This is a genomic window from Rhizobium sp. YIM 134829, assembly GCF_046546455.1.
Map to the genome: position 1 here is coordinate 25,640 of NZ_JBKHKI010000002.1, position 25,157 is coordinate 50,796.

Here is a 25,157-nt window from a genome sequence, read left to right on the forward strand (position 1 = left end):
AATTTTCAGCTTGACTGTTAATATCATTAGCAACAAGTTGGCCGCTGTGAAGCGCCAAATGCTTCAACCGATCTGAGGAGGTCGGAAAATTTTTGGGAGGAGAAACTGAGATGTCCGCATTCTCACGTCGCACATTCATGCTGGCCGCAAGCGCGCTCGGCGCCGCCACCATCCTGGCCGGCACGGCGCTGGCCGAAGTCCCTGCGCTCAAGCAGAAGGACAGCTACAAGGTCGGCTTCGCGCAGACCGAATCGAACAATCCCTGGCGCATCGCCCAGACCGAAAGCATGAAGGCCGAAGCCGCCAAGCTCGGCTATCAGCTGGTCTATACAGATGCCGCCGGCTCCGCCGCCAAGCAGGTCGCCGACGTCAATTCGATGATCGCCCAGGGCGTGGACGTGATCTTCCTCGCGCCTCGTGAAGAAAAGCCGCTGATCCCCGCCGTCATGGCCGCCAAGAAAGCCGGCATCCCGGTCATCCTGCTCGACCGCAGTGTTGATCCGAAGCTCGCCAAGGCCGGCGAGGACTATCTCACCTTCATCGGCTCCGACTTCATCAAGGAAGGCCAGCGCGTGGCCGAGTGGCTGGCCAAGAATGCCGGCGGCAAGACGAAGATCATCGAACTCGAGGGCACGACCGGCTCCTCGCCGGCCAATGACCGCAAGAAGGGCTTCGACGAGGCGATCAAGGCTGCCGGCGGCTTCGAGATCGTCGCCTCGCAGTCCGGCGATTTCGCCCGCGACAAGGGCCGCCAGGTGGCGGAAGCTTTGCTCCAGGCCCATCCGGATGCCGACATCATCTATGCCCACAATGACGAAATGGCGATCGGCGCCATCTCGGCCATCGAGGCGGCCGGCAAGGTGCCCGGCAAGGACATTCTCGTCCTTTCGATCGATGGCGGCAAGGAAGCCGTGGGCCTTGTGGCGGAAGGCAAGATCGCAGCCGTCGTCGAGTGCAATCCGCGCTTTGGGCCCAAGGCCTTTGAGACCATGGCCCGCTTCGCCAAGGCCGAGAAGATCGAGCCGTGGGTGATCAACGAGGACAAGTTCTACGACAGCTCGAACGCCAAGGCCGAGCTCGCCAACGCCTATTGATCCACGATCGTGACCCTGCCCGGCCCGCCCTGCGGCGGCCGGGCAGCGGCTTGATCCCGGCACCCCTGCCCTGCCGGGTCGCCTTCTTTTCTCAAGGCTCGCATGTCTCAAGGCTCGAACGAGGACCCCATGCTGCTGTCCATGCAGGAGATTTCCAAGTCCTTCGCCGGCGTGGCCGCGCTGCGCAGCGCCTCGCTCGAGGTCGCCGCCGGCGAGATCATGGCGCTGGTCGGCCAGAACGGGGCCGGCAAGTCGACGCTGATCAAGATCCTGACCGGCGCCTACCGGCTCGATACCGGCCGCATCCTCTTCGACGGGCAGGAGCGCGCTTTCGCCTCGCCGGCCGAAAGCCAGGCGGCGGGCATCGCCACCATCTATCAGGAGATCAACCTCGCCGCCCAGCGTTCGGTGGCCGAGAACATCTATCTGGCGCGCGAGCCGCGCCGCTTCGGCTTTCTCGATCATCGCGCCATGCGCGCCGGTGCCCGCGAGATCCTGAACACCTTCAACCTCGACATCGACGTCGATCGCCCGGTCGCCCAGTTCAGCGCGGCGACGCGGCAGATGGTGGCGATCGCGCGATCCGTCATGCAGAAGGCGAAGCTCCTTATCATGGACGAGCCCACCTCCTCGCTCGACGAGCGCGAGGTAGAGATCCTCTTCCGCACCATCCGCACGCTCAAGGAGAAGGGCGTCGGCGTCATCTTCATCGGCCACCGGCTGGACGAGCTCTATGCGCTCTGCGACCGCGTGACGATCATGCGCGACGGCCAGACGGTCGCCGCCGGCGCCATGCGCGACATGCCGAAGATGGATCTGGTGCACCACATGCTGGGCCGCGAGCTTGCCGCCTTCGAGGCGATCAGCAACGGCATCGAAGAGCAGGCGGAGCGCCCGGTTCGTCTCGCGCTGACCGGCGCCGGTTCAGGCGTCCGGGTCCGTGGCGTCGACCTGACGGTCCGCGAAGGAGAGATTTCGGGCCTTGCAGGTCTGCTCGGCTCCGGCCGCAGCGAAACCGCGCGCATCGTCTTCGGTGTCGACCGGCTGGAGAGCGGCCGCCTCGACGTGTCGGGTGCCTCGCGGCGCTATCAGGAGCCGGCGGAAGCCATCGCCGACGGAATCGGTCTCGTTTCGGAAGACCGCAAGGTGGACGGCATCGTGCCGGATATGAGCATCCGCGAGAACATGACGCTGGCGCTCCTGCCGCGGCTTCGCAAGGCCGGCATCGTCGACCGGGCGCGCGAGGATGCGATCGTCAAGCACTTCATCGCCGCGCTGCGCATCAAATGCGCCTCGCCCGAGCAGCCGATCAAGGAGCTGTCCGGCGGCAACCAGCAGAAGGTGCTGCTCGCCCGCTGGCTCTGCACCAATCCCAAGATTCTGATCGTCGACGAGCCGACCCGCGGCATCGACATCGGTGCCAAGTCCGAAATCCTCAAACTCTTGCGCAAGCTGGCGGATGAGGGGCTGAGCGTGTTGATGATCTCCTCCGAGCTTGAGGAACTGCTGGCCGCCGCCGACCGCATCACCGTGCTCAGCGACGGACGCTCGGTCGCCGTGCTGCCGCGCGCGGCCATGTCGGAAAGGGCGCTTCTCGCGGCCATGGCGCATCAGGAAAGCGACGCTTCAGGAGAGCCCCGATGACCGCGACCGACACCTCCCCCGCGCCGGTGGGCGAGCCTCGCCGCCTCTCGCCCCTTCAGCTCGCCAGCCGCTACGGCACCGTGACCGCGCTGGCCCTGCTGATCCTCTTCAACCTGGTGATGACGCCAAACTTCCTGTCCTGGCAGACGCTCAACGTCAATCTGACGCAGGTGGCCGCCATTGTCATCGTCGCAACGGGCATGACCCTGGTGATCGCCACCGGCGGCATCGACCTTTCCGTCGGCTCGCTGATGGCGATCGCCGGGGCCGTGGCGCCGATGATCTTCCTCGGCACGCTGCTGCCGATCGACAATCCGGTTTTAAGCCTGGCGCTCGCCTTCCTCCTGCCGATCTTCGTCACCATGGGCTTCGGCTGGTTCAACGGCCTGCTGGTGACGCGCTATGCGATCCAGCCGATCGTCGCCACGCTGGTGCTGTTCATTGCCGGGCGCGGCATCGCCCAGGTCGTCACCAACGGCAATCTGCAGGTCTTCAAGAATCCCGGCTTCCAGTGGATCGCCATGGGCCATGTGGCGGGCATCCCGGCGCAGGTGGCCCTGATGCTGGTCGTGGCGGGGTTCGCCTGGGCGCTGATCCGCTACACCATGTTCGGCCGGCAGATCCTTGCCGTCGGCGGCAATGAGCGCGCGGCGCGGCTTGCCGGCATTTCGGTCAAGCGCGTCAAGTCCCTGGTCTATATCATCTCCGGTGCGCTGGCGGGCTTGGCCGGCCTGGTGGTGGTGGCGCGCAATTCGGCGAGTGATGCCAATCTCGTCGGCCTCGGCATGGAGCTCGACGCCATCGCCGCGGTCGCTGTCGGCGGATCGCTGTTGACCGGCGGACGCGCCAATATCGTCGGCACGCTGCTTGGCGCGCTCGTCATCCAACTGGTGCGCTACACGCTGCTCGCCAATGGCGTGCCGGATGCGGCGGCCCTCGTCGTCAAGGCCGGGCTGATCATCCTCGCCGTCTATGTTCAACAGCGCGCCGACCGCAGCTAGGAGCCTCCGATGATCTCCGCCCTTCTCCGCCTGAAATCGTCCGGTGATCTGGCCCGCCTTGGCGTGCTGGTGGCGCTCGCCGCCCTCATCCTCTTCGCCACGCTGCGCTACGACAACTTCCTCTCGCCCTTCAACATCCTGAGCTTCCTGCGCTACAATTCCATGTTCGCGCTGATCGCGCTCGGCATGTGCTTCGTGATCATCACCGGCGGCATCGATCTCTCCGTCGGCGGCGTGGCGGCCTTCGCCTCCGTCGTCTCGGCCTTCGCCTCGCCCTATGGCTGGGCGGCAGGGCTGCTCGCCGGCATGGCGGCGGGGCTCGCCTTCGGCGTCGTGAACGGCCTCGTCATCACCCGCATGCGCATCCAGCCCTTCATCGCGACGCTTGCCGCCATGCTCGCCTCCTATGGCCTGGCGCTGCTTCTGGCCGACAATCAGTCGGTCTCGGTCTCCTATGACACCGCCTTCACCATGCTCGGCCAGGACGATCTCCTCGGTTTTCCGATTCCCGCCTGGATCGCGCTCGTCGCCTTCGTGCTCGGCTGGGTTTTCCTAGAACGTCTCCCGGCCGGGCGCCATGTGCTGGCGGTCGGCGACGGCGAGGCAACGGCGCTCCTGATGGGGCTCAAGGTGCGGCGCACCGTCTTTAGCGTCTATGCCGTCTCCGGCCTGCTGGCAGGCCTTGCCGGCACCATCCTCGCCGCCCAGTTCGGCGCCGGGCAGCCGACCGAGGGCGTCGGCTGGGAGCTCTTCGCCATCGCCTCGGTGGTGGTCGGCGGCACGCTGCTGACGGGCGGCGCCGGCTCGGTCGGCGCGACGCTCGCCGGCGTGCTGCTGCTCGGCATGGTCTTCAACGTGCTGAACTTCGAAAACGGACTCGGCGTCATCTCGCTCTCGGCCTATTGGCAATCCGTCATCCGCGGCCTCTTCCTGCTCGTCGTCGTCGTGCTCCAGGCCAAGATTGCCAACCGCACGGCCGAGGGTTCGTGAGTTGCGGACCCGCTGCTCACATGGTCTTTAGCACGCGCAGCAGCGCCAGCATTTCGAGCGGCGTGCCGCGTTTGAAGGCGATGTAAGTGGGGACTTCCTCGCCGTGGAAGCGACGCTTGAAGGCGGCCTGGCCTTGCAGGTTGAAGAAGCGGGCATTGATGCGGGGCGAGTGGAAGGCGCGGGCGAAGAGCCAGGCCCAGACCGCGCTTTCCGGATAACCGCTCGGCGCCAGGCCGGCCAGCGGCGAGAGGCCAAGCGTCAAGCGGGATCGGCCTTCGCTGCGGAAGCGATCGGCCGCGAATTTGGTGAGCCCGATCTCGGCATGGGAGGAGGCATCCGGCAGGCGACGCTTGAAGGCCGTCGTATAGCCAATAACCCGCCCGGCGCTGTAGATCGGGTCGAAATCGATGACGGCCACCGGCTCGCCGCCCGGATCGAGCACCAGGAAGCGGCGCATGTCCGGCATCAGTTCGGTCCGGAAGGGTCGGTTGAGAAAGGCCATTTCGCGCCGGTGGACGACGCGGCCCGCCCGCCACTTCTTCGAGAGCGCCTTGATCGCCGCCCTGGAGCCGACCGTCCCGTCGCATTCGATCAGCTGGTAGCCCTGCTTGACCAGCCAGCGTTCGGAGTAACGCACCGTTTCATTGCGCTTGCCGGAGAAGCTGTGCCGGTCGAAGGCGAGCAGCGTATCGACGCCGATCTGGTTGACGCGATAGCCGAGACCCGACAGGACTTCGGCCGTCTCCGGCCCGATCTGCACGAAGCAGGGTGCCTTGCCCTCCGCGACGAAGGCGCGCAGATAGTCCGCGCGCGCCGAGGGTGCTGCGACCGGATCGCCTAGCACGAAGCTGTGGCCCATCTTGGTGGCATAGGCGAGATAGCCGTGCTCATCACCGAAATAACGTAAGCCATCCTGCACGGCGCTCGAATAGGCGACCGAGAAATCGCCATGCTCGCGGCAGAGCGCCAAGCGCCCGGCGACCGACAATCCTGCCTCGGGCAGCGGCGGCAGGCCGGTATCCATCGCGGCATCAAAGATGCGTCTTGCACTCAGCACGGCCATTCCCACCTACCGCCCAATGTTTGACCAGCCGAACCGATCCTGCGTCCGCCAAAGACCGGAACGCGTCGCGCAAGGCTGTTCATGTCTTGGGAAAATGATTGCCAAGGCGCCCCGCCTTGCCCATGGTCCCCCCATGCGCCCCCTATACAGAGATCCGCCTGTCCTTGTCATCGGTGCCGGCCTCGCGGGTCTCACTGTTGCACATCACTTACTGTTAAAGCGCGTGGATTGCGTGGTGCTGGAGGCGGCCGCGGCGCCCGGTGCCAGCTGGGCAGCCCGCCATCCGCAATTGACGCTGAACACACATCGCGATCATTCCACCCTGCCGGGCCTACGCTATCCGAAGGGCACTCCGGCCTTCCCTTCTCGTGATGCGGTGATCGACCATCTGCAGGCCTTCGCCGGACGGGCTGATTTCCCAATCCGTTATGGGGCGGTCGTGACGCAGGTTGTCGCACAGGACGACGGCGGCTTCACGGTAACGCTCGCCACGGGCGAGAGGCTGGAGGGTGCCCACCTCGTCATCGCCACCGGCCGGGATCGCCTGCCGCTGATGCCGGCGATCGAGGGCGCGGAGGGTTTCGGCGGGATCCTGCGGCATGCCTCGGCGCTCGGACGGGCCAAAGACTATCAGGGCCAGCGGGTGCTGGTCATCGGCGGCGGCAATTCCGGCTTCGATGTCGTCAACCATCTCTCCAAGGTCAAGACCGACCGGCTGTGGCTGTCGGTCCGCGGTGGCGCCAGCGTGCTGCCCAAGCGCCTGAAGGGCCTTGCCGTCCACCGTCTTTCGCCGATGATGGAGCGCCTCCCCTCAGCCATCGTTGATCCGGCGATCCGGCTGACGGAGCGCCTCGCTTTCGGCCGGCTGCAGAACCTCGGCTTCCCGCAGCCCGAAGCCGGCGCGGCAACGCGGCTGCGTCGCAACCAGATCGCCATTCCCGTCGACGACGGCACGATCGCCTCTATCAAGGCCGGCCGCACGACGCTCGCCGGCCCGGTGGCGCGCATCGAGGGGACGAGCGTCGTCCTTCACAGTGGCGAGCGGATCGAGCCCGACATCATCATCGCCGCCACTGGCTATGAATCCGGCCTCAGTGCGCTGCTTGGCCACCTCCCGGTGCTCGACACGCGCGGCCACCCCCGTCTCTCGGCCTCCGGCCCCGCCAGTCCGCTGCCGAACCTCTGGTTCGCCGGCATGCGTCCGAATCTTGTCAGCTATTTCCACGGCGCAAGGCAGGATGGCATGGTGATTGCAGATGCCGCGGCGGCGTCCCGCGCGAGGACCGCAGGGCCGCTGCGAACGTCCTCGTCCGCGGCGCGCCGTTAACGATGTTCAGGCGGTCGATCAACTTGTCCTAAAAAATGACTCGACATTTTTGCGATGCAATATCATGCTGCGTTGCATATCTCGATGTATTTTAAGGACGTAAAACTTTGGCCGCCGTTTCTTAAAACGGCGGCCACAATATTTTTACGCGGGTGGCAGACGGCAGAATGCCGTCCAAGGGTCCATTCCTCCGGGACGGACGATAAAGCGGTTCCGCCCCCCTTTCTGACACAATGTCAGAAAGAAAATTAAAGCCCCGATTCAACCGAGGATCGGCACGTTTTTACCGAGTCTCCCCAGCCTTTCTTAAGAACCGAGCCTTAGCGTCGGCTATCGCTTACGCTTCGGAGGGGCCGTGTTTAAGAGATTTCTGTCGGACAGGCGTGGCAATTTCAGCATGATGACCGCGTTCCTCGTCGTTCCGCTGCTCGGCGCTGCGGGCATGGCGCTCGATATCACCCAGGCGCTGGAGGCCCGCACACAACTGATCAGCGCCGCCGATTCCGCCGCACTGGCGGCACTGGCAGAAAAATCGGCCGGCGTGCTCGCCGCCGCGGCGATGAAGACGGATGGTCGCCTTACCCTGTCGGAGAAGGAGGCGACCGCCTTCTTCAATGCCAATTCCCGCGGCACATCGGCGCTGGAGATCACCGCCAGCGACGTGCAGGTCTCCAAGAGCGGCAAGGATCTGGTCGCGTCCGTCACCTTCACGGCCGAGGTGCCGACGGTGATCATGGCGCTGCTCGGCAAGAAGTCCGTCTCGATCGAAGGACGCTCCAAGGCCGCCTATCAGCAATCGACCCAGATGGATTTCTTCATGCTGCTCGACAACACGCCCTCCATGGGCGTCGGCGCCACGCAGGCGGACATCAATAAGCTCGTCGCCAACACCCGCGACCAATGCGCTTTTGCCTGCCACATCGTCTCCGAAGCCGGCGTACCGGACCAGAACAGCTATTATTTCCTGGCGAAACGGCTGGGCGTGACGACGCGCATCAATGTGGTGGCGAAGGCGACGGAGGCCCTTATCCGGGAGGCACAGGAGACCCAGCGCTTCAGCGGCCAGTTTCGCTTCGCGACTTACAGCTTCGGGAAGACGGCGCAGGACAAGAAGATGCAGATCGTGCAGACGCTGACCGACAATCTGACGACCGCCGCGACGGCGTCGGCGACGGTCGATCTGATGAGCATTCCGAATCAGGGCTATAACAACGACCAGCAGACGCCCTTCGACGATGTCCTCAAGGATGTCCAGAAAGAGATGAAGGGCCAAGACGCCTTCAGCAAAGCCAATGATCGGGAGCCGGTCCTCTTCTTCGTGACCGACGGCGTTGCGGACCATGCCAAATCGACCGCCTGCAAGAAGAGGCAGAACGGCAGCCGCTGCATGGAGCCGATCGACATCGACTTCTGCCAGAAGATCAAGGATCAGGGCGGAATGATCGCCGTGCTCTACACGACCTACCTGCCCCTGCCCACCAACTCGTTTTACCGCGACTGGATCAAGCCCTTCCAGGGCGAGATCGGCCCCCGCCTCGCCCAATGCGCAACGCCAGGCTATTTCTTCGAGGTCAGCCCCACGCAGGGGATCGAGGAGGCGATGAAGGCGCTGTTCAAGAAGGTGATCCGGAGTCCGCGATTGGTGGGGTGAGGCAAGCGAGCCTCTGAAACGAAGCCGCCTCCAGCTTCTTCAAACCTTCCGCTGACCGGGTCGCTTGAAGCTTAGGGCAGGTCCGGTCATCGCGCGATCGCCGGACCTGCCCTTTGCTTTTGCCTTTTCCGCATTATGCGACGCCGAAGCGATCCCGCTTCGGCATGAAATGCTCTAGCTCCCCGAGAAGTAGACCCTTCGCACGAAGCGCGCCGATCGATCGCCTGGGGTAAAGTAGTCATCCGTCCAGTCCCGGTCTTCGATCAAGAAGTTCTGCTTGAAGTGTTCTGCCGATTTGCCGGGGTTTTCCTTCAGGTAGATCGCGACCGCCTGTCGGAACGCATAGTGCGAATGCAGCCTGAAGAACTCGCCTAGATAGATGTCGGCAACTCTCTGGTTGCCGCGGATGACAACCATGTTCTCGTCGTTGCTGTCCGTGCTGGCCTTGCTGAAGTTTGCCGAACCCGTGACTACGATGGGATCGTCGGAAAGAGGATCGACCAACATAAATTTCGTGTGCACCCAGTGCACGTTGACGCGCGCGGTGCTCCTGTCCATCTCCCCCAGCCAATGATCGAAGCCAGAGAGCGGAATGCGGTTCCCGACGGCAATGACGACGTTGGGGAGCGCCTGAAGACGTCTGATCTTTTCGATCTGCGCATCCTTGTTGCGGCCGTTCCATTCCTTCTCCATCAGAGCCATTCGAAGCAGGCCGTCAGTCTTTGCGTAGATGTGCGCGAAGAGATCGTGCATTCCGAAGGCGAAGGTCATGAACAGTCCCTTCTCCGCCTTTCCTGCCAGCTCGGCATACCATTCAAGGGCGTTCAGGTCTGGGCGAGGCGAGAACACGGGGGTGGCGGACCCGGGTGCAAGTGGAACGGGGGCTGGTGTGAGGTCGGCGTTTTCGACCTTGTAATTGGACCCTCCCGTGATCTCTGGATCGCCCGACAACGCGTCGAGGTAGGAAAGGTAGGTCTTGCCCGGCTCCTCGCCCTCGATGATATGAACGCAGTTGGCATGGCCGAAGATACCGTTTTCCGTCAGGTTCGTAGACCCGAACAGAAGCGCCTGCGGTTTTCCGGCATGGCTGAGCACGAGAAACTTGTTGTGCATGAGACGCCCGCGCTCGCGCGGTCTGCAAACGGCCGTCAAGCCTGCGTCATCGATCGCCTTTTCGTTCTTCTCCCAAGGTCCAGTGTCGCTCTCGATATCATCATAAATGATCGAAAGGTGAACGCCTCGCCGTTCCGCCGCTTTCAGCGCTTCCAGAACCTCCGGCCATTGAAACTCGTAGAAAGCGCCTTTCAAGCTCCAGCTGCCGTCCTTGGCTCGCTTGATGAAGTCAACGAGGGATTCCAGGAGCCCTCGCGAGAGCCACTTATAAGCACCGGGGCCAGCCTCGGAGGGTAGCCGGTTCTGAAACCTGCGCGCATATTCCTGAGTAGCCGGAGAACCGCGATTGAAGAATACGCTGTGCTCCTCGCCGACCACCGGCTCCGTGTGAACCCGAACTTTCACGCGCCCGTCCTGCCGCAAGTTCGTCGGTTCGCCATACATCGCGACGAGCTCGTAGTCGTAGTCCCGATCAGGCTTCGCGGAGTAGTCAGCCCATTGAAAGGTCTGGAAAGGATGGTAAAGACTGGAGAACTGCTCGCCAGGGGCCGGATGTTCCTCAACCGACCTGAACGTCTTTGCCCCCTTCATCCAGTAGGTCTCACCTTCAGTGACATCCGTGCGCCGGATTGCAAAACCGCGGAGACCACCTCGCAAGGCGTCTTCGATAGTCCATCCAAGAAGCACCACATAGCTTCCGGCTATAGCATTGAGGGTTATTCCTTCGTCACTCCACCGAGTCCTCATCCCGCATCCTCCACGACAGATCGAAGTATATAATATCCTCGAATGCGTGACGTAACGAAGACTATTGCCCAATACTTGCGATGGACTGGAGAGAGGCGCCCCTACCTGCAAATCTGCTGATTTGGGCTCTGTCCACGTTGACGCGGCCGCGAACGGCGAACGCTTCCGCCGGAGCGTCTGACCAAGCCTATCGATGCATTTCGCATCCCGAGGAAGGGAGCAGGATTTCGCTGACGAAGGGCTAAACATGTGAGCGGCTGCGGACTTCGCCGGCTGGCGCTCGGCCTCGCGCTGGAACAGATCAAGCCAAGACATCCGAGCAGAATGTCCGCCACACGCGCATGCACCCAACGCTCGAGAAGGAAGACACTCAGAACTTGAGGACCTCGACGACGGCATTTGGCTCGTCAACGTCTTGCGCTACGATCTGGAATACAAAGACCTGGAACACAGAACACTGCAAACCATCGATAACCCGTTCGGCACGAGGTTGTTACACATGTTTTAGGTACGAAGTGTTACCTATGTCCCCGGTATGGACAAGTCAGGCATTGGTGGGCCCGGAGGGACTCGAACCCCCAACCAAGCGGTTATGAGCCGCCGGCTCTAACCATTGAGCTACAGGCCCGGGCCGGGCGGCGAGCGTCCGGGGCGGCAGTCAATGGCGGCTGCGGCCGACAAGCGGTCTAGACGAAATCGCGCGGCCTCACAAGGCGCCGCCCCATTCCCTCCGCAATCGCTGGCGACAAGGGTGGCCGGGACGGCCGGGCCGGTCGGGTCCGTCTGGCGCAGCGCTTCGATCGGCGAGGCACTGGCCTTGCGGGTCCGTCTTCGCGCTGGTCGCGATGCGCTTTCCGGTGCATTGGTTCGGGCTTGGGAGGATGCGGTCTCGCTCACTCTCTCCGTCCATTCTCCTTCTCTTGCAGCAAAAGGACCCGCCATGCCCGCCTCTTCCGCCCTTCCGCTTCGCACCGCGCTCGCCGCCGCCTTTCTCGCCTGCGCCGCGCTTCCGGTCGCTGCTGAGCCCGTGCCGCCGCGCGAGCCGCAGATCTCCGTCACCGGCGAGGGCAATGCATCGGTTGCGCCGGATCTCGCCATCTTGAGCTTCAGCGTCGTCAGCGACGACAAGACCGCGCGTGCCGCGCTCGACAAGAACAATGCCGCCATGACCGCCGTCTTGAACGGGCTCAAGGGCCAGGGCATTGCCGAGCGCGACCTGCAGACCTCCGGATTCGCGGTCAATCCGCAATATGTCTATCCGGAGAACAATGGCAGCGAGCCGCGCCTGCCGCAGCTGACCGGCTATCAGGTCGCCAACACCCTATCCGTTCGTCTGCGCGACGTCACCAAGGTCGGCGCCGTGATCGACCAGGTGGTGACGCTCGGCGTCAACCAGGGCGGGTCGATCACCTTCACCAACGACAAGCCGGAGGCGACGCTGACCGAAGCGCGCAAGAAGGCGGTGGCCGACGCCATGGCCAAGGCGCGCACGCTCGCCGAAGCTGCCGGCGTCACGCTCGGCCGCGTCGTCGAGCTGACGGAAAGCAGCCCGCGCCCCGAGCCCGTGCCGCTCGCCATGCGCGCCATGGCGAAAAGCGATGCCGCCGAGGCCGTGCCGGTTACCAATGGCGAGAACAGCTACACCGTCTCCGTCACGATGACCTTCGCCATCGCGCCTTGAGTGCGCGAGACTTGCGCATGCGACAAGGCCGCAGTCCGGAAGCCCGGGCTGCGGCCTTTTTCGACGGTGTCGCCGCGTTCGGCGCGGCGTCGCCCCCTCCCCGCGACAAGCGGCTCTCCGCGCGCGGTACTGGCGTCCGAATGGCGGCTGAGATGCAGGCAATCGATGGGGACGCGGTGTGAGGGCCAATCGCTAAGGTTTAAGCGCTTCGGCGGCGAGACGGGTTCTGACCGCCGCCGAAGGCTCTTGGGCCGGCCCGCAATTGACCGGCTCCAAGCTGGATGGGGTGCGCGCAGCGGCTCTCGGCCCCTCGTTCAGGGCCGAGACCGCAGCCGAGCCTTAACGCAGGCGGGGGCAGCCGCGGACATTGGCGAAGGCGACGCTGCGCCAGTCGCCATGGCGGCGGCCTTCGACCACCACACGCCGCGGGGTGACGGCGACGACGCGCGCCGCGCGCAGGCCGCTCATGCGGGCCTTGTCGGCTGCGAGCCAGGGCGAGCAGCGGCCGCGGCTTTGCCGGTCGTCCCAGCGCGGGCGGTCATGATGGCGCCAGTCGCGGCCTTCGTGATACTGTACGGTGACCGGGCCGGAGGAATGGAAGCCGAAGGTCATGCTTTCCGCAGCAGCGGTCGCGGGGGTGCTTCCGAGGCCGGCAAGGCCGATCAAGGCGGCGGCGGCCAGGTTGCGGAGGGTCGTTCTCATGGCAGATCTCCCAATCGTCGATCCCGGCGGGTCCGGGATTTCGCGTCGCGGTCCGGTTGTCACCGGCCCCGTCGATTGAGTGTCAACCTAGACTAACCAAGCTGAACGCCATCCCAACCTGCCGTTCAGCCTTCGTTCAGGTGGCGGACGCGTTGCGGATCAGCGGTTCAGCTGCTGTTCGAACAGCTTCTGATTGCGGTAATGGGTGAGCCGGGTCACCACGCCACCCTCGATCTCGAAGACGAAAACGCTGGGGATCGAGTAGGATTGGCCACTCGCCTCGACCATGCCCGGGAAGGTCTCGCGATAATGACCGCGCGCCGTCACGTCCACCGCGGCGCGCTGGCCGAGCGCATCATGCATGATCACCATATCGGCGAACTGCTCGTCGAAGTGGCGGAAATAGCTCATGATCGCCATGCGCAGCGGCAGCGCGCCGATCGTGCGCTGGCCGGTCAGCGGATCCAGCGCCACGTCCTCGTCGATCAGCTCCGCGATGGTTTCGAAGTCGCGCTCGTTCAGCGCCTGCATGAATCGGCCGGCGATCGCCTGGGCGTCCGTCATGGCTGGTCTCCCTGTCCTCCGCCGGCGCCCCTCTCTCGGGGGCGTCCGGTCTATTGTCTCAGCAGCCGCTTATACAGGCCATTGCGGCCGATGTCAGGCCATCCAGCGCCAGCGCATTGAATGCACTCCTCAGGCGCCGACATGCAGCACGATCTCGCGGGCATGCGGCCGGGCACGATGCTCGAAGAGATAGAGCCCCTGCCACTGGCCGAGCACCAGCCGGCCGCGCGCAATGGGGATGCCGAGCGAAACGGCGGTCAGCGCGGCCTTGATATGGGCCGGCATATCGTCGGGACCCTCATCCGTGTGGACGATATAGGCCATGGAAGGATCGTCGGAAGGGGGCACCAGGCGCGCGAAGAAGGCATCGAGATCGCGCCGCACATCCGGATCGGCATTTTCCTGGATCAGCAGCGAACAGGAGGTGTGGCGTACGAAGACGGTGAGCAGCCCCTCCTCCACGCCCGTTTCCGCGACGAAGCCGGCGGCAGCGCGGGTGAACTCATAGAGGCCGGCGCCGCGGGTGGAGATGGAGAGCAGGGTCTGGGGCATGGATCCTCGTCGGCAAAAAGTTCTGGGTTCAGCCGCTGACCACGCATTCGAACCCGCCATAGATCATGCGCTTGCCATCGAAGGGCAGCGCCTCCGGATCCACCTGCATGCGCGGATCGGCCATGACCTGCTTGAGGATCTCGTCGCGAGCGGTGCGGGATTCATAGGTGATCCAGGCAAAAACCACCACCTCGTCCGAAGTCGCGAGCACGGCGCGCGGGAACGAGGTGAGGTCGCCATAGGGCACGTCGTCGCCGACACATTCGACATAGCTCAGCGCGCCATATTCCTTCCAGACCATGCTGGCGGTGCGCGCCAGTACCTTGTAATCCTCCAGCCGCTCACGCGGGACCGCCAGAACGAATCCATCGACATAGGGCATGATGCGCTCTCCCTCGAAAACCACAGCCCGGGAGGGACCCGACGCTGCCGCTGCCTTTCACGTCAAAGATCGGGCAGATCGGCGGATTGTCCAGCGTCCAGGCGCAGCGTGGCGAGAAATCCGGGCTTTCAATCGACATTGAGCTTGCGCGCGGCCCATTGCGACCGTGGCACGACGGCGCCAAGCGAAAAGCGCAGGTCGGTAATCGTCGTCGCCTCGGTATCCACCCGGCAGTCATAGGCGATCTCGCGCCAGACGCCGCGCGAGCGCACGGCCCCGCCGCGGGTGGCAAGCCGCGTCGGCCCCTGCTCGACGCCGCCATCCGCGGGCGAAGCCAGCATGTCGGGCGTGAAGCCCGCGCGCCTGACCTGCTCCAGCACCTCGATCGAGCAGATCTGTACCATCCGCCGGCCGGGCGGCAACTTGGACAGCGCGCCGCGCACGCGTGGATCGGTCAGCATGTCCTTGGCATAGAGCGTCTCGACCTTGCGCATTGGAGGAACGCCGATCGCTTCGTCCGGCGCGGGAGGCTTGACCTGCGGCGCCACCGGCCGCGCCGGCACGTAGGCAGCAACTTCGTCGGCGCTCATCTGCCGATCGCCGGCGGGATCTTCGGCCATCGAAGCGGGATCCGTTGAAGGCGGCGCCGGCGCGGGGCTGCCTGGAGCGGGATTGGCGACGCCGGATGCGTCGCCCCTCGCCGAAAGCACCTCGATCGGAGCGGCCGGCGAACCGACAGTCTCGTCCGCCGGCGCCGAAACGGTCGGTGGCGACGACGCTTGCAAGGGTGAAGGTTCCCCCTGAGGCGCCCGAGCCGCGTCAATCGGCGGCGCTTCGGCCTGCGAAGGCCGATCCGGCGGAGTGCTCGAGGGTGGCTGGTCAGGGACAGGATCGACGGGCGGGGTCTTGGCTGCGGCGTCCTGACTGTTGAGCGGTTTCCCTTCCGGCTGGGGCGCCGGCTCTTGCTCCGCAGTCTCCACCTCTGGAGCGGGCGCGCCGTCTCCCGGCGGCTTCGCAGCCTCATCCGGTGGAGGCTGATCGGGCGCCTCGGGCGCGGAGGCTTCGAAGGGAAGAGGCGCGCCGGTGGCCGTCGGCGACGCCGCGGTGTCCACCGGTGGCTTCCCCTCGCTTTCGGACGGTTTCTCTGGCGGCGGGGAAGCCGGCTTCTCCGCAACCGGCTCGGTTGCGTGGGGCTTTTCCGGCGCTGGCGGCGCCTCTGGCGGCGGCACCAGTTCCACCGGCACGCTGTCTTCCACCGGTGCCGCCGGAGCCTCCGGCAGGCTGAAGAAGAAGGGCGCCACCACCAGGACATGGATCGCCAGCGAGGCGGCAAGCGCCAGGACGAAACGTTTGAAGGGTGGCGCCGCGTCGGACATGGTCAGTGCCAGATAGACGGCGGATGCGGCAAGGCCAAGACCAGATCGCTCTCTTCCCTCACCGATCTGCCTCACCTGCCGTCGTCGCCGGCCCCAACGGCACGATTGCCACCGGATCTGGACGAAGAAGGGCCATGGCCAGAACATCCGCATCAGCGCCATTGCGGAAGGCATAGCCGCGGTGCAGGCCCTCGACGCTGAAGCCATGGGCCTGATAGAGCGCGATCGCGGCGTCATTGTCGGTGAAGACGGTCAGCTCGATCCGCCGCAGTTGCAGCCAGTTGAAGCCCGCGTCGAGCAGGGCGCCCAGCATCGCCCGGCCGATCCCGCGCCGCTGATAGGCATCATGGACGCCGAGGCCGAGCTGCGCCGCATGGAGACGCCGTCCCGAATGTCTCAGCAGGCCCGCCGACCCGACGATGACGCCATCGATCTCCGCAACGATCTGGATGTGACCCGATCTGCCCTCGGTGAGGGAACGGCTCGTTTCTGCCTCGCTGTGGAAGGGTTGGCGCAGCGTGCCGGCCCGATAAAGCGGCAGATTGGCGAGCACGGTCAGCCCCGCCGCATCGCCCGGCTCGGCCGCACGCAGCCGGATGCCGTCGTCGCCCCTCCGGCGCAGATGGGCCGCTTCTGCACCCCAAGGCCACGGGCCAACCAATGCTGCGCCTGATGGCTGCCCGCCACCAGATTCCAGACCAAGTTCGTGTTGCTGGTTCATAGGTTCTTTCCTCGGTGTCGCCGGGAAAACCACCAGGGAGAGCCGCGACACCGGACCCGCCGAGGCGGGGGTCGCGGAACTGGCTCAGGTCATCATACCCGCCACAGCCCTCCGCGCCCCAAAGGAGCGAGGGTCGTGCTGCGGGTGAGGAGGGACATCTGAAGCATGAGGCAAGACTAAAGAAGACTGCATGAATTGCAAGAGGCACGACGCCCAGCACGTCTTGCCGCGGCTCGATAGGATGTCCTCAGGCTGGCATATCTGCCAGCGTGACGTGCAGATCAGGGATCAGGAGCGGACGAAGCGTCTCGCCTTCCATAGCGATCCGGATCTCGCCATAACCCTCCGGCCGCGGATCGCGGTGCACATGCGTCCGGCGACGATCGGCATCAATCACCCAATAGTCCCGCACGCCCAGCTTGGCGTAGAGCGACGCCTTTCGCCCAAGATCATAGGAGAGCGAACTCGATGCCAGCTCGATGATCAGCAGGGAGGCGGATGGCGGCACGGCATCGATGCGCAGCGTCGCCGGATAGAAGAGGAAATCCGGCTCGAGATAGGTGTAGCGGTCGGCCCGCCAGCCTGCCTCCTGCGTGTACTGGACACCATCGGGTGTAAGGCGCCCGAAGTGGCGATTGAGCTGCGTCTTCAGCCATTCATGCGGAACACCCTTGGCAGACATCTGCAGGATCATCCCTTCCACCAGTTCGAGACGTTCCTCCTCTGCGAAGATGCCGAGCTCTGACATCTGGTCGAACTCCTCGACCGTGATCAGCCGGGGGCCGACCTCTTGCGGCGGTTCCACGAAGGCAAGGTTCATGCGGTCACTCCTCACTCCAGCGAGCGATGTGTTTCAGCATAGTCTGTTTTGACTGGGTTTGAAAGCAGAGCGTCTTCAACGCAAAAAGGGCGACCATGCGGCCGCCCTCTTTCAAAGTCTCTGTTCCAATGGCTCAGCTATCGAGGAAGCTGCGCAGCTTGCGCGAGCGGCTGGGGTGCTTCAGCTTGCGCAGCGCCTTGGCCTCGATCTGGCGGATACGCTCGCGCGTGACCGAGAACTGCTGACCGACCTCTTCGAGCGTATGGTCCGTGTTCATGCCGATGCCGAAGCGCATGCGCAGGACACGCTCCTCACGCGGGGTGAGCGAGGCCAGGACCCGCGTCGTCGTTTCGCGCAGGTTCGCCTGGATTGCTGCATCGATCGGCAGCAGCGCGTTCTTGTCCTCGATGAAGTCGCCGAGATGGCTGTCTTCCTCGTCACCCACGGGGGTTTCGAGGGAGATCGGCTCCTTGGCGATCTTCAGGACCTTGCGGACCTTTTCGAGTGGCATGGCGAGCTTCTCGGCCAGTTCTTCCGGCGTCGGCTCGCGGCCGATCTCATGCAGCATCTGGCGCGAGGTGCGGACGATCTTGTTGATCGTCTCGATCATATGAACCGGGATACGGATCGTGCGGGCCTGGTCGGCGATCGACCGGGTGATCGCCTGCCGGATCCACCAGGTAGCATAGGTCGAGAACTTGTAGCCGCGCCGATATTCGAACTTATCGACCGCCTTCATCAGGCCGATATTGCCTTCCTGAATTAGATCCAGGAACTGCAGGCCGCGATTGGTGTATTTCTTCGCGATCGAAATCACCAGGCGCAGGTTCGCCTCGACCATTTCCTTCTTGGCGATGCGCGCCTCGCGCTCGCCCTTCTGGACCATATGGACGATGCGGCGGAACTCGGCGATCGAGATGCCGGTCTCGGTGGCGAGACTGTGAATCTCGCCGCGGATCTGGCGGATCGTGCGATCCTCGTTCTTGGCAAAGTCCTTCCAGCCCCGGGCCGTCAGGCTCGCAACAGCGCTCATCCAGTTCGGGTCGAGCTCCGAGCCGGAATAGTTCTCCAGGAAGGAATCGCGCTTGACGCCATAGCTTTCGGCCAGCCGCAGCAGCTTGCCCTCGTTCTGCACGAGCCGCTTGTTGATGTCGTAGAGCTGCTCGACGAGGTTATCGACGCGGTTCTGGTTGAGCGACAGCGACTTGACCGCCGTGATCAGCTCGTCCTTCAGCTCCTTGTACTTGCGCTCCTGCGCCGGCGAGAGGGTTGCGGACGCATTCATCCGCGCCTCGACCTCATGATCCTGCAGCTTGCGCAGCTTCTTGTAGGTCTCGGCGATGGTGTCGAGCGTTTCCATGACCTGCGGACGGAGTTCCGCTTCCATGGCCGCGAGCGAAAGATTGGACTCGTCGTCGTCCTCTTCCTCTTCCTCCGGCGGCAGGCCCTCGCCGCCGACATTGGTGATGTCGTCGTCGGAGGAGCGGGCCTTGCGGCTGCGCTCCTTCTCCTCGGCCGCCTTGCGGTCGGCCTCGATCTTTTCCGGACTCTGGAACTGCGGCGCAGCCTTGGCTTCCGGGCCGGAATAGGTGGTTTCGAGATCAATGATCTCGCGCAGCAGAGTCTGGCCTTCGTTCAGCTCGTCGCGCCAGATGATGATCGCCTGGAAGGTGAGCGGGCTTTCGCACAGGCCGGCGATCATGGTCTCGCGGCCGGCCTCGATGCGCTTGGCGATGGCGATTTCGCCTTCGCGCGACAGGAGCTCGACCGAACCCATTTCGCGCAGATACATGCGCACCGGATCGTCGGTACGATCGGTCGGCTCTTTCTTCTTGGCGGTGGCAAGCGCGGTGGAGCCGGAGGTGGCGATCTCGCCGCCCTCGCTCTCCTCATCCGCATCGACGCTGTCCGGCTCTTCGCTGGCAGCCTCGTCGACCTCCTCGTCCTCGACCACGTTGATGCCCATGTCGGAGAGCATCGCCATGGTGTCTTCGATCTGCTCGGAGGTCACCTCTTCCGAAGGGAGCACCGAATTCAGCTCGTCCATGGTCACGTAGCCGCGCTTCTTGGCGGCCTTGATCATCTTCTTGACCGCGTCGTCCGAGAGGTCGAGAAGCGGGCCGTCGGCAGCGCCGTCGCGTTCAACGTCAGCTTCTTCGTTCTCTTTGACTTTGGTTGCCATTCTTCGTCGCTTTCCCTGGACCTGCATTCCACTCATTCGGCAACAGGCTCATGAGACCCTGCAACCGACGAACGCGCCCTACGCCTATCGCGTTCCGACCAGCTTCACGCCGGGCGAAACGCGCTTGTCCCAAATTCGTCCCACCGGAACCCCGCGATCCCGGCTTCGTCTCGCCAATCCACCCGTCCGCACTGCCAAAACCCGCTCGGCCCCTCTTTGTAGAGCGAGACGGACTGCAGTAACGGGCGGATGATTAAAGCCTGATGAACCACGTCGCACACTCACGGCAGTATCGGCTGGCCGCATCCGCGGCGCGTCGTGAACACCTCTTGCACGAGGATCCTTTCCGCCGTATCGAAGAGACGTGAAACGAGCCGGAACGGTGATTCCCAGATTCTGCGGATCAGTCAAGCCTTTCTGCGCCATTTGGCTGCAGAAAGCCGGTTTTCGACCCGATCTGGCGGCTAGCAAACGTCTCGCATTCGTCTCTGCAAGCACAGATAGTCATCTGACAGAAAAAGACAAGAGCCGCGAGTCGCGTGTTCCGATCGGACGCTCGGGCTGGCCGGTCGCGCCGCCTGCGTTCAAGGAGAGCCGGGCCCGTCAGACGGGGGCATCGGCGGCACATGCGGCGCCACATGATCCGGCAGAAGGCCGGTCAGGCGCGGGTCGCGGATCACGTCGATAAGCGTCGCGTAAGGCACGAAGCCAGCCCGCTGGTAGAAGCCGAGCGCCCTCGGATGATCGAAATGGCAGGTGTGAACCCAAAGGCGGCGAATCGGCCGAGACCAGGCAATGGCCAGCGCCTGGTCCATCATCAACCGCCCGGCCCCAGCACCCACCGCGTCCCCAACCAGCCCGAAAAAGGCGATCTCGCCCTCGCCATCCACGCGGAAATCGAGCTCCAGCATGCCGATCGGCCCGCGGTCGTTCGAAAGCACAAAGAGCTCGACCTTCGGGTCCGTCAGGATCGCGCCGAGCGCCGCATCGCTCATTTCGAGCCGCGACGTCCAGAGCCAGTCTTCGCCGATCCTGCGGAACAGCGCGCGATATTCCGAAAGCGCCGGATCGAACGCCCGCGTCAGCCTTAGACCTGCTGGCAACGGGCTGCCTGAGAGAACCGGCCGCGCGCGCATCTCCAGGCAGGTCACGACGGTGGCAATCATGCCCGGCGGAACGGCGGAATAGCCGGGCGGCAGCATCGGGTTGGTCGTGCGCATAATGGGTCAGTCTCCGGCAATCGGCGCGCGTGTTACTCCGCCTCAGCAATCGCTTGCAGGAACAGCGCACCGAAGCGCTCCTTCTTGGACTGGCCGATGCCCGGCACCTGCAGCAGCGCCGCCTCGCTGGCGGGGCGCTCGCGGGCGAGCGCGATCAGCGTCGTGTCGGGGAAAATCAAATAGGGCGGCACGCTCATCTCCTTGGCGAGCTTCGAACGCAGCGCCCGCAACGTCTCGAACAGGGACAGGTCGCGACCCGACAGCGTCGAGCGGGCAGCCGGCGAGCCACCCTTGCTATGCCGCGCCGCGCCAGCCTTGACCGGCCGGTCCTTGCGCAGCCTGACCGCCGTCTCCTTGCGAAACACGCCGCGCGCGGCGGGCTCGAGTTTCAGCGCGCCGAAGGCCCCATGATTGACCGACAGATAGCCGGCCGCGAGCAGCTGGCGCAGGATCGATTGCCAGCTGCGGGCAGGAAGATCCCGTCCGGCGCCGAAGACCGGCATTTCGGCGTGGCCGAAGCGGGTCGTCTTCTCGTTCACCGTGCCCATCAGCACATCGACCACATGGCCGGCACCGAAACGCTCGCCTGTCCGATAGACCGCGGCCAGTGCCTTGATCGCCGCTTCGGTGCCGTCCCAGGTCTCGACGGGGTTCAGGCAGGTGTCGCAGGCACCGCAGCCGCCCGGATGCGCCTCGCCGAAATGGCTAAGGATCGCCTGGCGCCGGCAGCCGGCAGTCTCGCAGATGGCAAGCAGCGCAGTGAGCTTGCCGCGCTCGATCCGCTTGATCTCCTCCGCCGCCTGCCCCTCGTCGATCATCCGCCGGCGCTGGATGACATCGCTCATCCCATAGGCCATCCAGGCCTCGGAGGGCAGGCCATCGCGCCCGGCGCGGCCCGTCTCCTGGTAATAGGCCTCGACGGAGCCCGGCAGATCGAGATGGGCGACATAGCGCACATCCGGCTTGTCGATTCCCATGCCGAAGGCGACGGTCGCCACCAGGCAGAGACCCTCTTCCTTCAGGAACGCATCCTGATTGGCATCGCGCACCGCGCGGTCGAGCCCGGCATGATAGGGCAGCGCCCTTATGCCCTGGTCCTCGAGGAAGGTCGCCGTCTCCTCCACCTTGGCGCGCGACAGGCAGTAGACAATGCCACTCTCCCCCGTATGCCGAGCCAGGAAGGCGAGCAGCTGGCGGCGCGGCTGATCGCGCTCGACGATCTCATAGGAAATGTTCGGCCGGTCGAAACTGGTGGTGAAGACCCTTGCGGCACCAAGCTGCAGCCGCTCGATCATGTCCGCCCGCGTCATCGGGTCGGCGGTTGCCGTCAGCGCCATGCGCGGCACGCCGGGATAGAGTGTGGCGAGCGCGCCGAGTTCGCGATAATCCGGCCGGAAATCATGCCCCCATTGCGAAACGCAATGCGCCTCGTCGATCGCGATCAGGGCGAGCGGTGCCTCGGCGATCAGGCTTCGAAACCCGTCCGTCATTACCCGCTCGGGCGTCACATAAAGAAAGTCGAGCGTTCCCGCTTCGATCGCGCGGCGCGTCTCCAGCCAGTCCTCGCGCGACTGGGTGGAGTTCAGGGCAGCGGCCCGCACGCCGAGCTGGCGCAGCGCCTCCACCTGGTCGCGCATGAGCGCGATCAGCGGCGAGACGACGATGCCGAGTCCGGGGCGGCTCAAGGCCGGCACCTGGAAGCAGAGCGACTTGCCGGCGCCGGTGGGGAACAGGACCACCGCATCCCCACCCGCCGTCACATGCTGCACGACCGCGGCCTGCTCGCCGCGAAAGGACGAGTAGCCGTAAACCTTTTTCAGGATTGCGAGCGGATTGCTCTGCCCGCTTTCGGCAAACAGAGGATCCGTGCGTGCCTCGGTCGATCGGGCCATGTCTCTCGCTTTCCGGCGCCGTCCGCCTGTCAGTCGTGTCGCAGGATTGCGCCGGTCCGGCCGCTGCCGCTCCCGTCTCATCAGCGTGCCGAGCGGCACATGGCCCCATTTTCGCTGCATCGAAACCTGCCCGCAACCCATCATCGTCGTTCCCGCCGCTTATGCACATGGCATGAGAATTTGTTCTTGATTTGTTCGAGAGTCAATATTAGAAGATCCGCAGACAGAAATTTCTGATCGAGGACGATGGGCATGCGCGCTGTCGCAGTCGTGTTGGCATGGATCGTGGCCTGGCTTTGGCCGTGCCGCCGCATCTGCGTCACGGCGTATGGCCTTGCCGGCTGGCCCGGCGGCTTCTGTTCGGCGCGATGGCCCGCGAGCCCCCTAGCGCGCGGGCCCCTTGGTTCGGCCGGACAGAACGCCGAATCCGTCGACGATCGCCTCCTGGTTTTCAAGCCGCGTCGCCTCGTCCTGCACCGCCTGGAGACTGACGAGAATCCGTGCCTCCTCCGCCTCGTCGCCATCGGCCATGGCCTGGACGAGATCGCGCTCCAGCTCGCGCAATTGCGCGATCAGCGCCTTCCAGCGCTTGTGAAAGGCGAGCGACTGGCGAAAGCCTTCCAGCGCATCGGCGGGATCGGCCGCCGTCGTTGCCGTCCAGATCCGCGCGAAGCGGATCTGCTGATCGAGCTGGGCGATCAGCGGCGCGAGCCCGGCTGCCTCGAGGCTCTCGGCCAGCGTCTCGCGCGTCAGTCGCGCGCCCTTGGCCGATGCCGCATTCATCACCGCGCCCCAGAGCTTCTGCAGGTCGCGGCTGTCATAATCGATCGTCGACACATCGTCATATTCGGCAAAGAGCAGGCTCGGATGATTGACGACGGTGAGCGCCAGGACACTTTCGCGCAAGGCCGGCAGGGTGCGCGCACCGGCAACGATCGCCGAGCGCGCCAGGCGATCGGAAATTCCGGCGGGCGCCTGCGCGGCGGCCGAGGGGAAGCGCTCGCCACCCCGCCCGCCATCACGTCCACCCTCACGGGCGCCGGGGCCGGCACGTCGGCGCTCGCCCGGACCCGTCCGCGGAGCCCGCCCGGCAAAGGAGCCGCGCGCGCCGCCGAAGAAGGCGTTCATCCGCTCGCGCATCGCCTGGCCATAATGACGACGCACGCTCTCATCACCAATGACCGCCACGACCTGCTTCAACCGTTCTTCCAGCGCCGCCCGCTGTTCCGGGGTCTCGAAACGCGCGCCTTGCGTCTCGCGCAGGAACACCATGTCGGACAGCGAACGGGCGGCCGAAAGCACGCGATCGAACGGCGCGCGCCCGTCGTCCTTGACGAGATCGTCGGGGTCCTTGCCGTCCGGCAGCAGCGCGAAGCGCACGGAATGACCGGGCTTCAGCGCCGGCAGCGCCACGTCGACGGCACGGGCTGCGGCGCGCAGTCCGGCGGCGTCGCCGTCGAAACAGAGGATCGGCTCGGGCGTCACCTTCCAGAGAAGGGCGAGCTGATTCTCAGTCAGCGCCGTGCCGAGCGGCGCCACCGCCGTTTCGAAGCCGGCCTGGCTGAGCGCGATCACGTCCATATAGCCTTCGACCGCGACCAGGGTTGGGCCGGCCCCCTCGGCACCCGGGCCCGTGCGCTGGGCGATGCTCAGCGCTGTCCGGGCGCGCGCGAAATTGTAGAGCACATTGCCCTTGTGAAAGAGCGCGGTCTCGTTGGAATTGAGATATTTGGCCTGCGCGTCGCGCGCCATGGCCCGACCGCCGAAGGCGATCACCCGCTCGCGGCTGGACAGGATCGGGAACATGATGCGGTCGCGGAACCGGTCGTAGGAGACGGGGATGTCCGGCCCGTGCACCACCAGACCGCAGGCCTCGATCTCCTCGCGTCCGACCTGGCGCCCGGCCAGATGTTCCTTCAGCGCATTGCGGCTGTCCGGGGCAAAGCCGAGCCGAAATTTCTGGATCGTCTGGCCGGAGAGGCCGCGTTCGCGCAGATAGGCGCGTGCCCGGGCGCCGCTCGCCGATTGCAGCTGCTGCTCGAAAAATTGCGCCGCCATCTCCATGACGTCTTCGAGCGTGGCGCGGGCGCGATCCTGCTTTTCCGCCTGTGGATCGGGCTTCGGCATGGCGATGCCCGCCATGTCGGCAACGCGCTCGACGGCTTCCGGGAAGCTCAAGCCGTCGAGCTCGGTCATAAACCGGAAATGATCGCCCGAAACGCCGCAGCCGAAGCAGTGATAACGGCCCTTGCGATCCTCGCAGTGGAAACTCGGCGATTTTTCGCCATGGAACGGGCAGCAGGCCCAGTAATCGCCGCGCGACACATTGGTCTTGCGCCGATCCCAGCTGACGCGCTTGCCGATCACGTCGGAAATCGGAACGCGGTCTTTGATCTCGTCGAGGAAGCCGGTGGAAAAGCGCATCGCCGTTCTAT

At 64.8% G+C, this 25,157-nt stretch carries 20 protein-coding genes and 1 tRNA gene; 7 read left to right on the forward strand and 14 right to left on the reverse strand.

Annotated elements, in window-relative coordinates:
- The first annotated feature begins 110 nt into the window (after nt 1-110).
- From ACLE20_RS05030 to ACLE20_RS05045, 4 genes are all read left to right on the forward strand, one after another.
- On the forward strand, nt 111-1,094 hold the full coding sequence (locus tag ACLE20_RS05030) for an ABC transporter substrate-binding protein (protein WP_410939175.1): 984 nt from the start codon (nt 111-113) through the stop codon (nt 1,092-1,094).
- 129 nt (nt 1,095-1,223) lie between these two features.
- A complete protein-coding gene (locus ACLE20_RS05035) occupies nt 1,224-2,738 on the forward strand; it encodes a sugar ABC transporter ATP-binding protein (protein WP_410939176.1) in 1,515 nt (504 codons plus the stop codon).
- A complete protein-coding gene (locus ACLE20_RS05040) occupies nt 2,735-3,739 on the forward strand; it encodes an ABC transporter permease (RefSeq protein WP_410939177.1) in 1,005 nt (334 codons plus the stop codon). Before ACLE20_RS05035 ends, ACLE20_RS05040 begins: the two co-directional genes overlap by 4 nt.
- 9 nt (nt 3,740-3,748) lie before the next feature.
- Nucleotides 3,749-4,729, forward strand: coding sequence for an ABC transporter permease (locus tag ACLE20_RS05045; protein ID WP_410939178.1), 981 nt, complete (start codon nt 3,749-3,751; stop codon nt 4,727-4,729).
- Between the two features lie 16 nt (nt 4,730-4,745).
- Here ACLE20_RS05045 and ACLE20_RS05050 read toward each other — a convergent pair whose 3' ends face one another.
- Nucleotides 4,746-5,786: a phosphatidylglycerol lysyltransferase domain-containing protein gene (locus ACLE20_RS05050; protein ID WP_410939179.1), complete on the reverse strand. Its 1,041-nt coding sequence runs from the start codon at nt 5,784-5,786 to the stop codon at nt 4,746-4,748.
- Between the two features lie 139 nt (nt 5,787-5,925).
- Between ACLE20_RS05050 and ACLE20_RS05055 the strand changes: the two genes are divergently transcribed.
- Together ACLE20_RS05055 and ACLE20_RS05060 are read left to right on the forward strand one after the other, a co-directional pair.
- Entirely contained in the window at nt 5,926-7,119 is a 1,194-nt protein-coding gene (locus ACLE20_RS05055; RefSeq protein ID WP_410939180.1) for a flavin-containing monooxygenase, read from the forward strand.
- 355 nt (nt 7,120-7,474) lie between these two features.
- Nucleotides 7,475-8,770 carry a TadE/TadG family type IV pilus assembly protein gene (locus ACLE20_RS05060; RefSeq protein ID WP_410939181.1) on the forward strand — a complete coding sequence of 432 codons (1,296 nt, stop codon included), beginning with the start codon at nt 7,475-7,477 and terminating at the stop codon, nt 8,768-8,770.
- A 174-nt stretch (nt 8,771-8,944) separates the two neighbouring features.
- Here ACLE20_RS05060 and ACLE20_RS05065 read toward each other — a convergent pair whose 3' ends face one another.
- On the reverse strand, nt 8,945-10,573 hold the full coding sequence (locus tag ACLE20_RS05065) for a phospholipase D-like domain-containing protein (protein WP_410939182.1): 1,629 nt from the start codon (nt 10,571-10,573) through the stop codon (nt 8,945-8,947).
- A 609-nt stretch (nt 10,574-11,182) separates the two neighbouring features.
- Nucleotides 11,183-11,258, reverse strand: a tRNA-Ile gene (locus ACLE20_RS05070).
- A gap of 312 nt (nt 11,259-11,570) precedes the next feature.
- Between ACLE20_RS05070 and ACLE20_RS05075 the strand changes: the two genes are divergently transcribed.
- A complete protein-coding gene (locus ACLE20_RS05075) occupies nt 11,571-12,311 on the forward strand; it encodes an SIMPL domain-containing protein (protein WP_410939183.1) in 741 nt (246 codons plus the stop codon).
- A gap of 339 nt (nt 12,312-12,650) precedes the next feature.
- On the opposite strand, the gene ACLE20_RS05080 is transcribed toward ACLE20_RS05075, so the two are convergent.
- The 11 genes from ACLE20_RS05080 to dnaG all read right to left on the reverse strand — a co-directional run bounded on the left by ACLE20_RS05080 (nt 12,651) and on the right by dnaG (nt 25,146).
- On the reverse strand, nt 12,651-13,013 hold the full coding sequence (locus tag ACLE20_RS05080) for a hypothetical protein (RefSeq protein WP_410939184.1): 363 nt from the start codon (nt 13,011-13,013) through the stop codon (nt 12,651-12,653).
- Nucleotides 13,014-13,172: 159 nt separating this feature from the next.
- Nucleotides 13,173-13,577, reverse strand: coding sequence for a nuclear transport factor 2 family protein (locus ACLE20_RS05085; RefSeq protein ID WP_410939185.1), 405 nt, complete (start codon nt 13,575-13,577; stop codon nt 13,173-13,175).
- Nucleotides 13,578-13,706: 129 nt separating this feature from the next.
- Complete coding sequence (locus ACLE20_RS05090) at nt 13,707-14,129, reverse strand: secondary thiamine-phosphate synthase enzyme YjbQ (RefSeq protein WP_410939186.1); 423 nt, start codon at nt 14,127-14,129, stop codon at nt 13,707-13,709.
- 28 nt (nt 14,130-14,157) lie between these two features.
- On the reverse strand, nt 14,158-14,511 hold the full coding sequence (locus ACLE20_RS05095; RefSeq protein ID WP_410939187.1) for a DUF1428 domain-containing protein: 354 nt from the start codon (nt 14,509-14,511) through the stop codon (nt 14,158-14,160).
- A 128-nt stretch (nt 14,512-14,639) separates the two neighbouring features.
- Nucleotides 14,640-15,962: a DUF930 domain-containing protein gene (locus tag ACLE20_RS05100; protein WP_410939188.1), complete on the reverse strand. Its 1,323-nt coding sequence runs from the start codon at nt 15,960-15,962 to the stop codon at nt 14,640-14,642.
- Nucleotides 15,946-16,608 (reverse strand): GNAT family N-acetyltransferase, encoded by a 663-nt coding sequence (locus ACLE20_RS05105; RefSeq protein ID WP_410939189.1) that lies wholly within the window; start codon nt 16,606-16,608, stop codon nt 15,946-15,948. The genes ACLE20_RS05100 and ACLE20_RS05105 overlap by 17 nt, the downstream gene beginning before the upstream one ends.
- A gap of 247 nt (nt 16,609-16,855) precedes the next feature.
- Entirely contained in the window at nt 16,856-17,428 is a 573-nt protein-coding gene (locus tag ACLE20_RS05110; protein ID WP_410939190.1) for a Uma2 family endonuclease, read from the reverse strand.
- Between the two features lie 133 nt (nt 17,429-17,561).
- Nucleotides 17,562-19,610 (reverse strand): RNA polymerase sigma factor RpoD, encoded by a 2,049-nt coding sequence (gene rpoD, locus ACLE20_RS05115; protein WP_410939191.1) that lies wholly within the window; start codon nt 19,608-19,610, stop codon nt 17,562-17,564.
- 584 nt (nt 19,611-20,194) lie between these two features.
- Nucleotides 20,195-20,830, reverse strand: a complete 636-nt coding sequence (locus tag ACLE20_RS05120) for a GNAT family N-acetyltransferase (protein WP_410939192.1) — start codon at nt 20,828-20,830, stop codon at nt 20,195-20,197.
- Nucleotides 20,831-20,862: 32 nt separating this feature from the next.
- Nucleotides 20,863-22,722 (reverse strand): DNA helicase RecQ, encoded by a 1,860-nt coding sequence (gene recQ, locus ACLE20_RS05125; RefSeq protein WP_410939193.1) that lies wholly within the window; start codon nt 22,720-22,722, stop codon nt 20,863-20,865.
- A 384-nt stretch (nt 22,723-23,106) separates the two neighbouring features.
- Nucleotides 23,107-25,146, reverse strand: coding sequence for a DNA primase (gene dnaG, locus ACLE20_RS05130; RefSeq protein ID WP_410939500.1), 2,040 nt, complete (start codon nt 25,144-25,146; stop codon nt 23,107-23,109).
- Nucleotides 25,147-25,157: the final 11 nt, after the last annotated feature.

What these genes read in the sequence shown, in the direction of transcription:
- ACLE20_RS05030 (WP_410939175.1), top strand. Translation starts at nt 111, where the DNA reads ATGTCCGCATTCTCACGTCGCACATTCATGCTGGCCGCAAGCGCGCTC.
- ACLE20_RS05035 (WP_410939176.1), top strand. Translation starts at nt 1,224, where the DNA reads ATGCTGCTGTCCATGCAGGAGATTTCCAAGTCCTTCGCCGGCGTGGCC.
- ACLE20_RS05040 (WP_410939177.1), top strand. Translation starts at nt 2,735, where the DNA reads ATGACCGCGACCGACACCTCCCCCGCGCCGGTGGGCGAGCCTCGCCGC.
- ACLE20_RS05045 (WP_410939178.1), top strand. Translation starts at nt 3,749, where the DNA reads ATGATCTCCGCCCTTCTCCGCCTGAAATCGTCCGGTGATCTGGCCCGC.
- ACLE20_RS05055 (WP_410939180.1), top strand. Translation starts at nt 5,926, where the DNA reads ATGCGCCCCCTATACAGAGATCCGCCTGTCCTTGTCATCGGTGCCGGC.
- ACLE20_RS05075 (WP_410939183.1), top strand. Translation starts at nt 11,571, where the DNA reads ATGCCCGCCTCTTCCGCCCTTCCGCTTCGCACCGCGCTCGCCGCCGCC.
- ACLE20_RS05080 (WP_410939184.1), bottom strand. Translation starts at nt 13,013, where the DNA reads ATGAGAACGACCCTCCGCAACCTGGCCGCCGCCGCCTTGATCGGCCTT.
- ACLE20_RS05085 (WP_410939185.1), bottom strand. Translation starts at nt 13,577, where the DNA reads ATGACGGACGCCCAGGCGATCGCCGGCCGATTCATGCAGGCGCTGAAC.
- ACLE20_RS05090 (WP_410939186.1), bottom strand. Translation starts at nt 14,129, where the DNA reads ATGCCCCAGACCCTGCTCTCCATCTCCACCCGCGGCGCCGGCCTCTAT.
- ACLE20_RS05095 (WP_410939187.1), bottom strand. Translation starts at nt 14,511, where the DNA reads ATGCCCTATGTCGATGGATTCGTTCTGGCGGTCCCGCGTGAGCGGCTG.
- ACLE20_RS05105 (WP_410939189.1), bottom strand. Translation starts at nt 16,608, where the DNA reads ATGAACCAGCAACACGAACTTGGTCTGGAATCTGGTGGCGGGCAGCCA.
- ACLE20_RS05110 (WP_410939190.1), bottom strand. Translation starts at nt 17,428, where the DNA reads ATGAACCTTGCCTTCGTGGAACCGCCGCAAGAGGTCGGCCCCCGGCTG.
- rpoD (WP_410939191.1), bottom strand. Translation starts at nt 19,610, where the DNA reads ATGGCAACCAAAGTCAAAGAGAACGAAGAAGCTGACGTTGAACGCGAC.
- ACLE20_RS05120 (WP_410939192.1), bottom strand. Translation starts at nt 20,830, where the DNA reads ATGCGCACGACCAACCCGATGCTGCCGCCCGGCTATTCCGCCGTTCCG.
- recQ (WP_410939193.1), bottom strand. Translation starts at nt 22,722, where the DNA reads ATGGCCCGATCGACCGAGGCACGCACGGATCCTCTGTTTGCCGAAAGC.
- dnaG (WP_410939500.1), bottom strand. Translation starts at nt 25,146, where the DNA reads ATGCGCTTTTCCACCGGCTTCCTCGACGAGATCAAAGACCGCGTTCCG.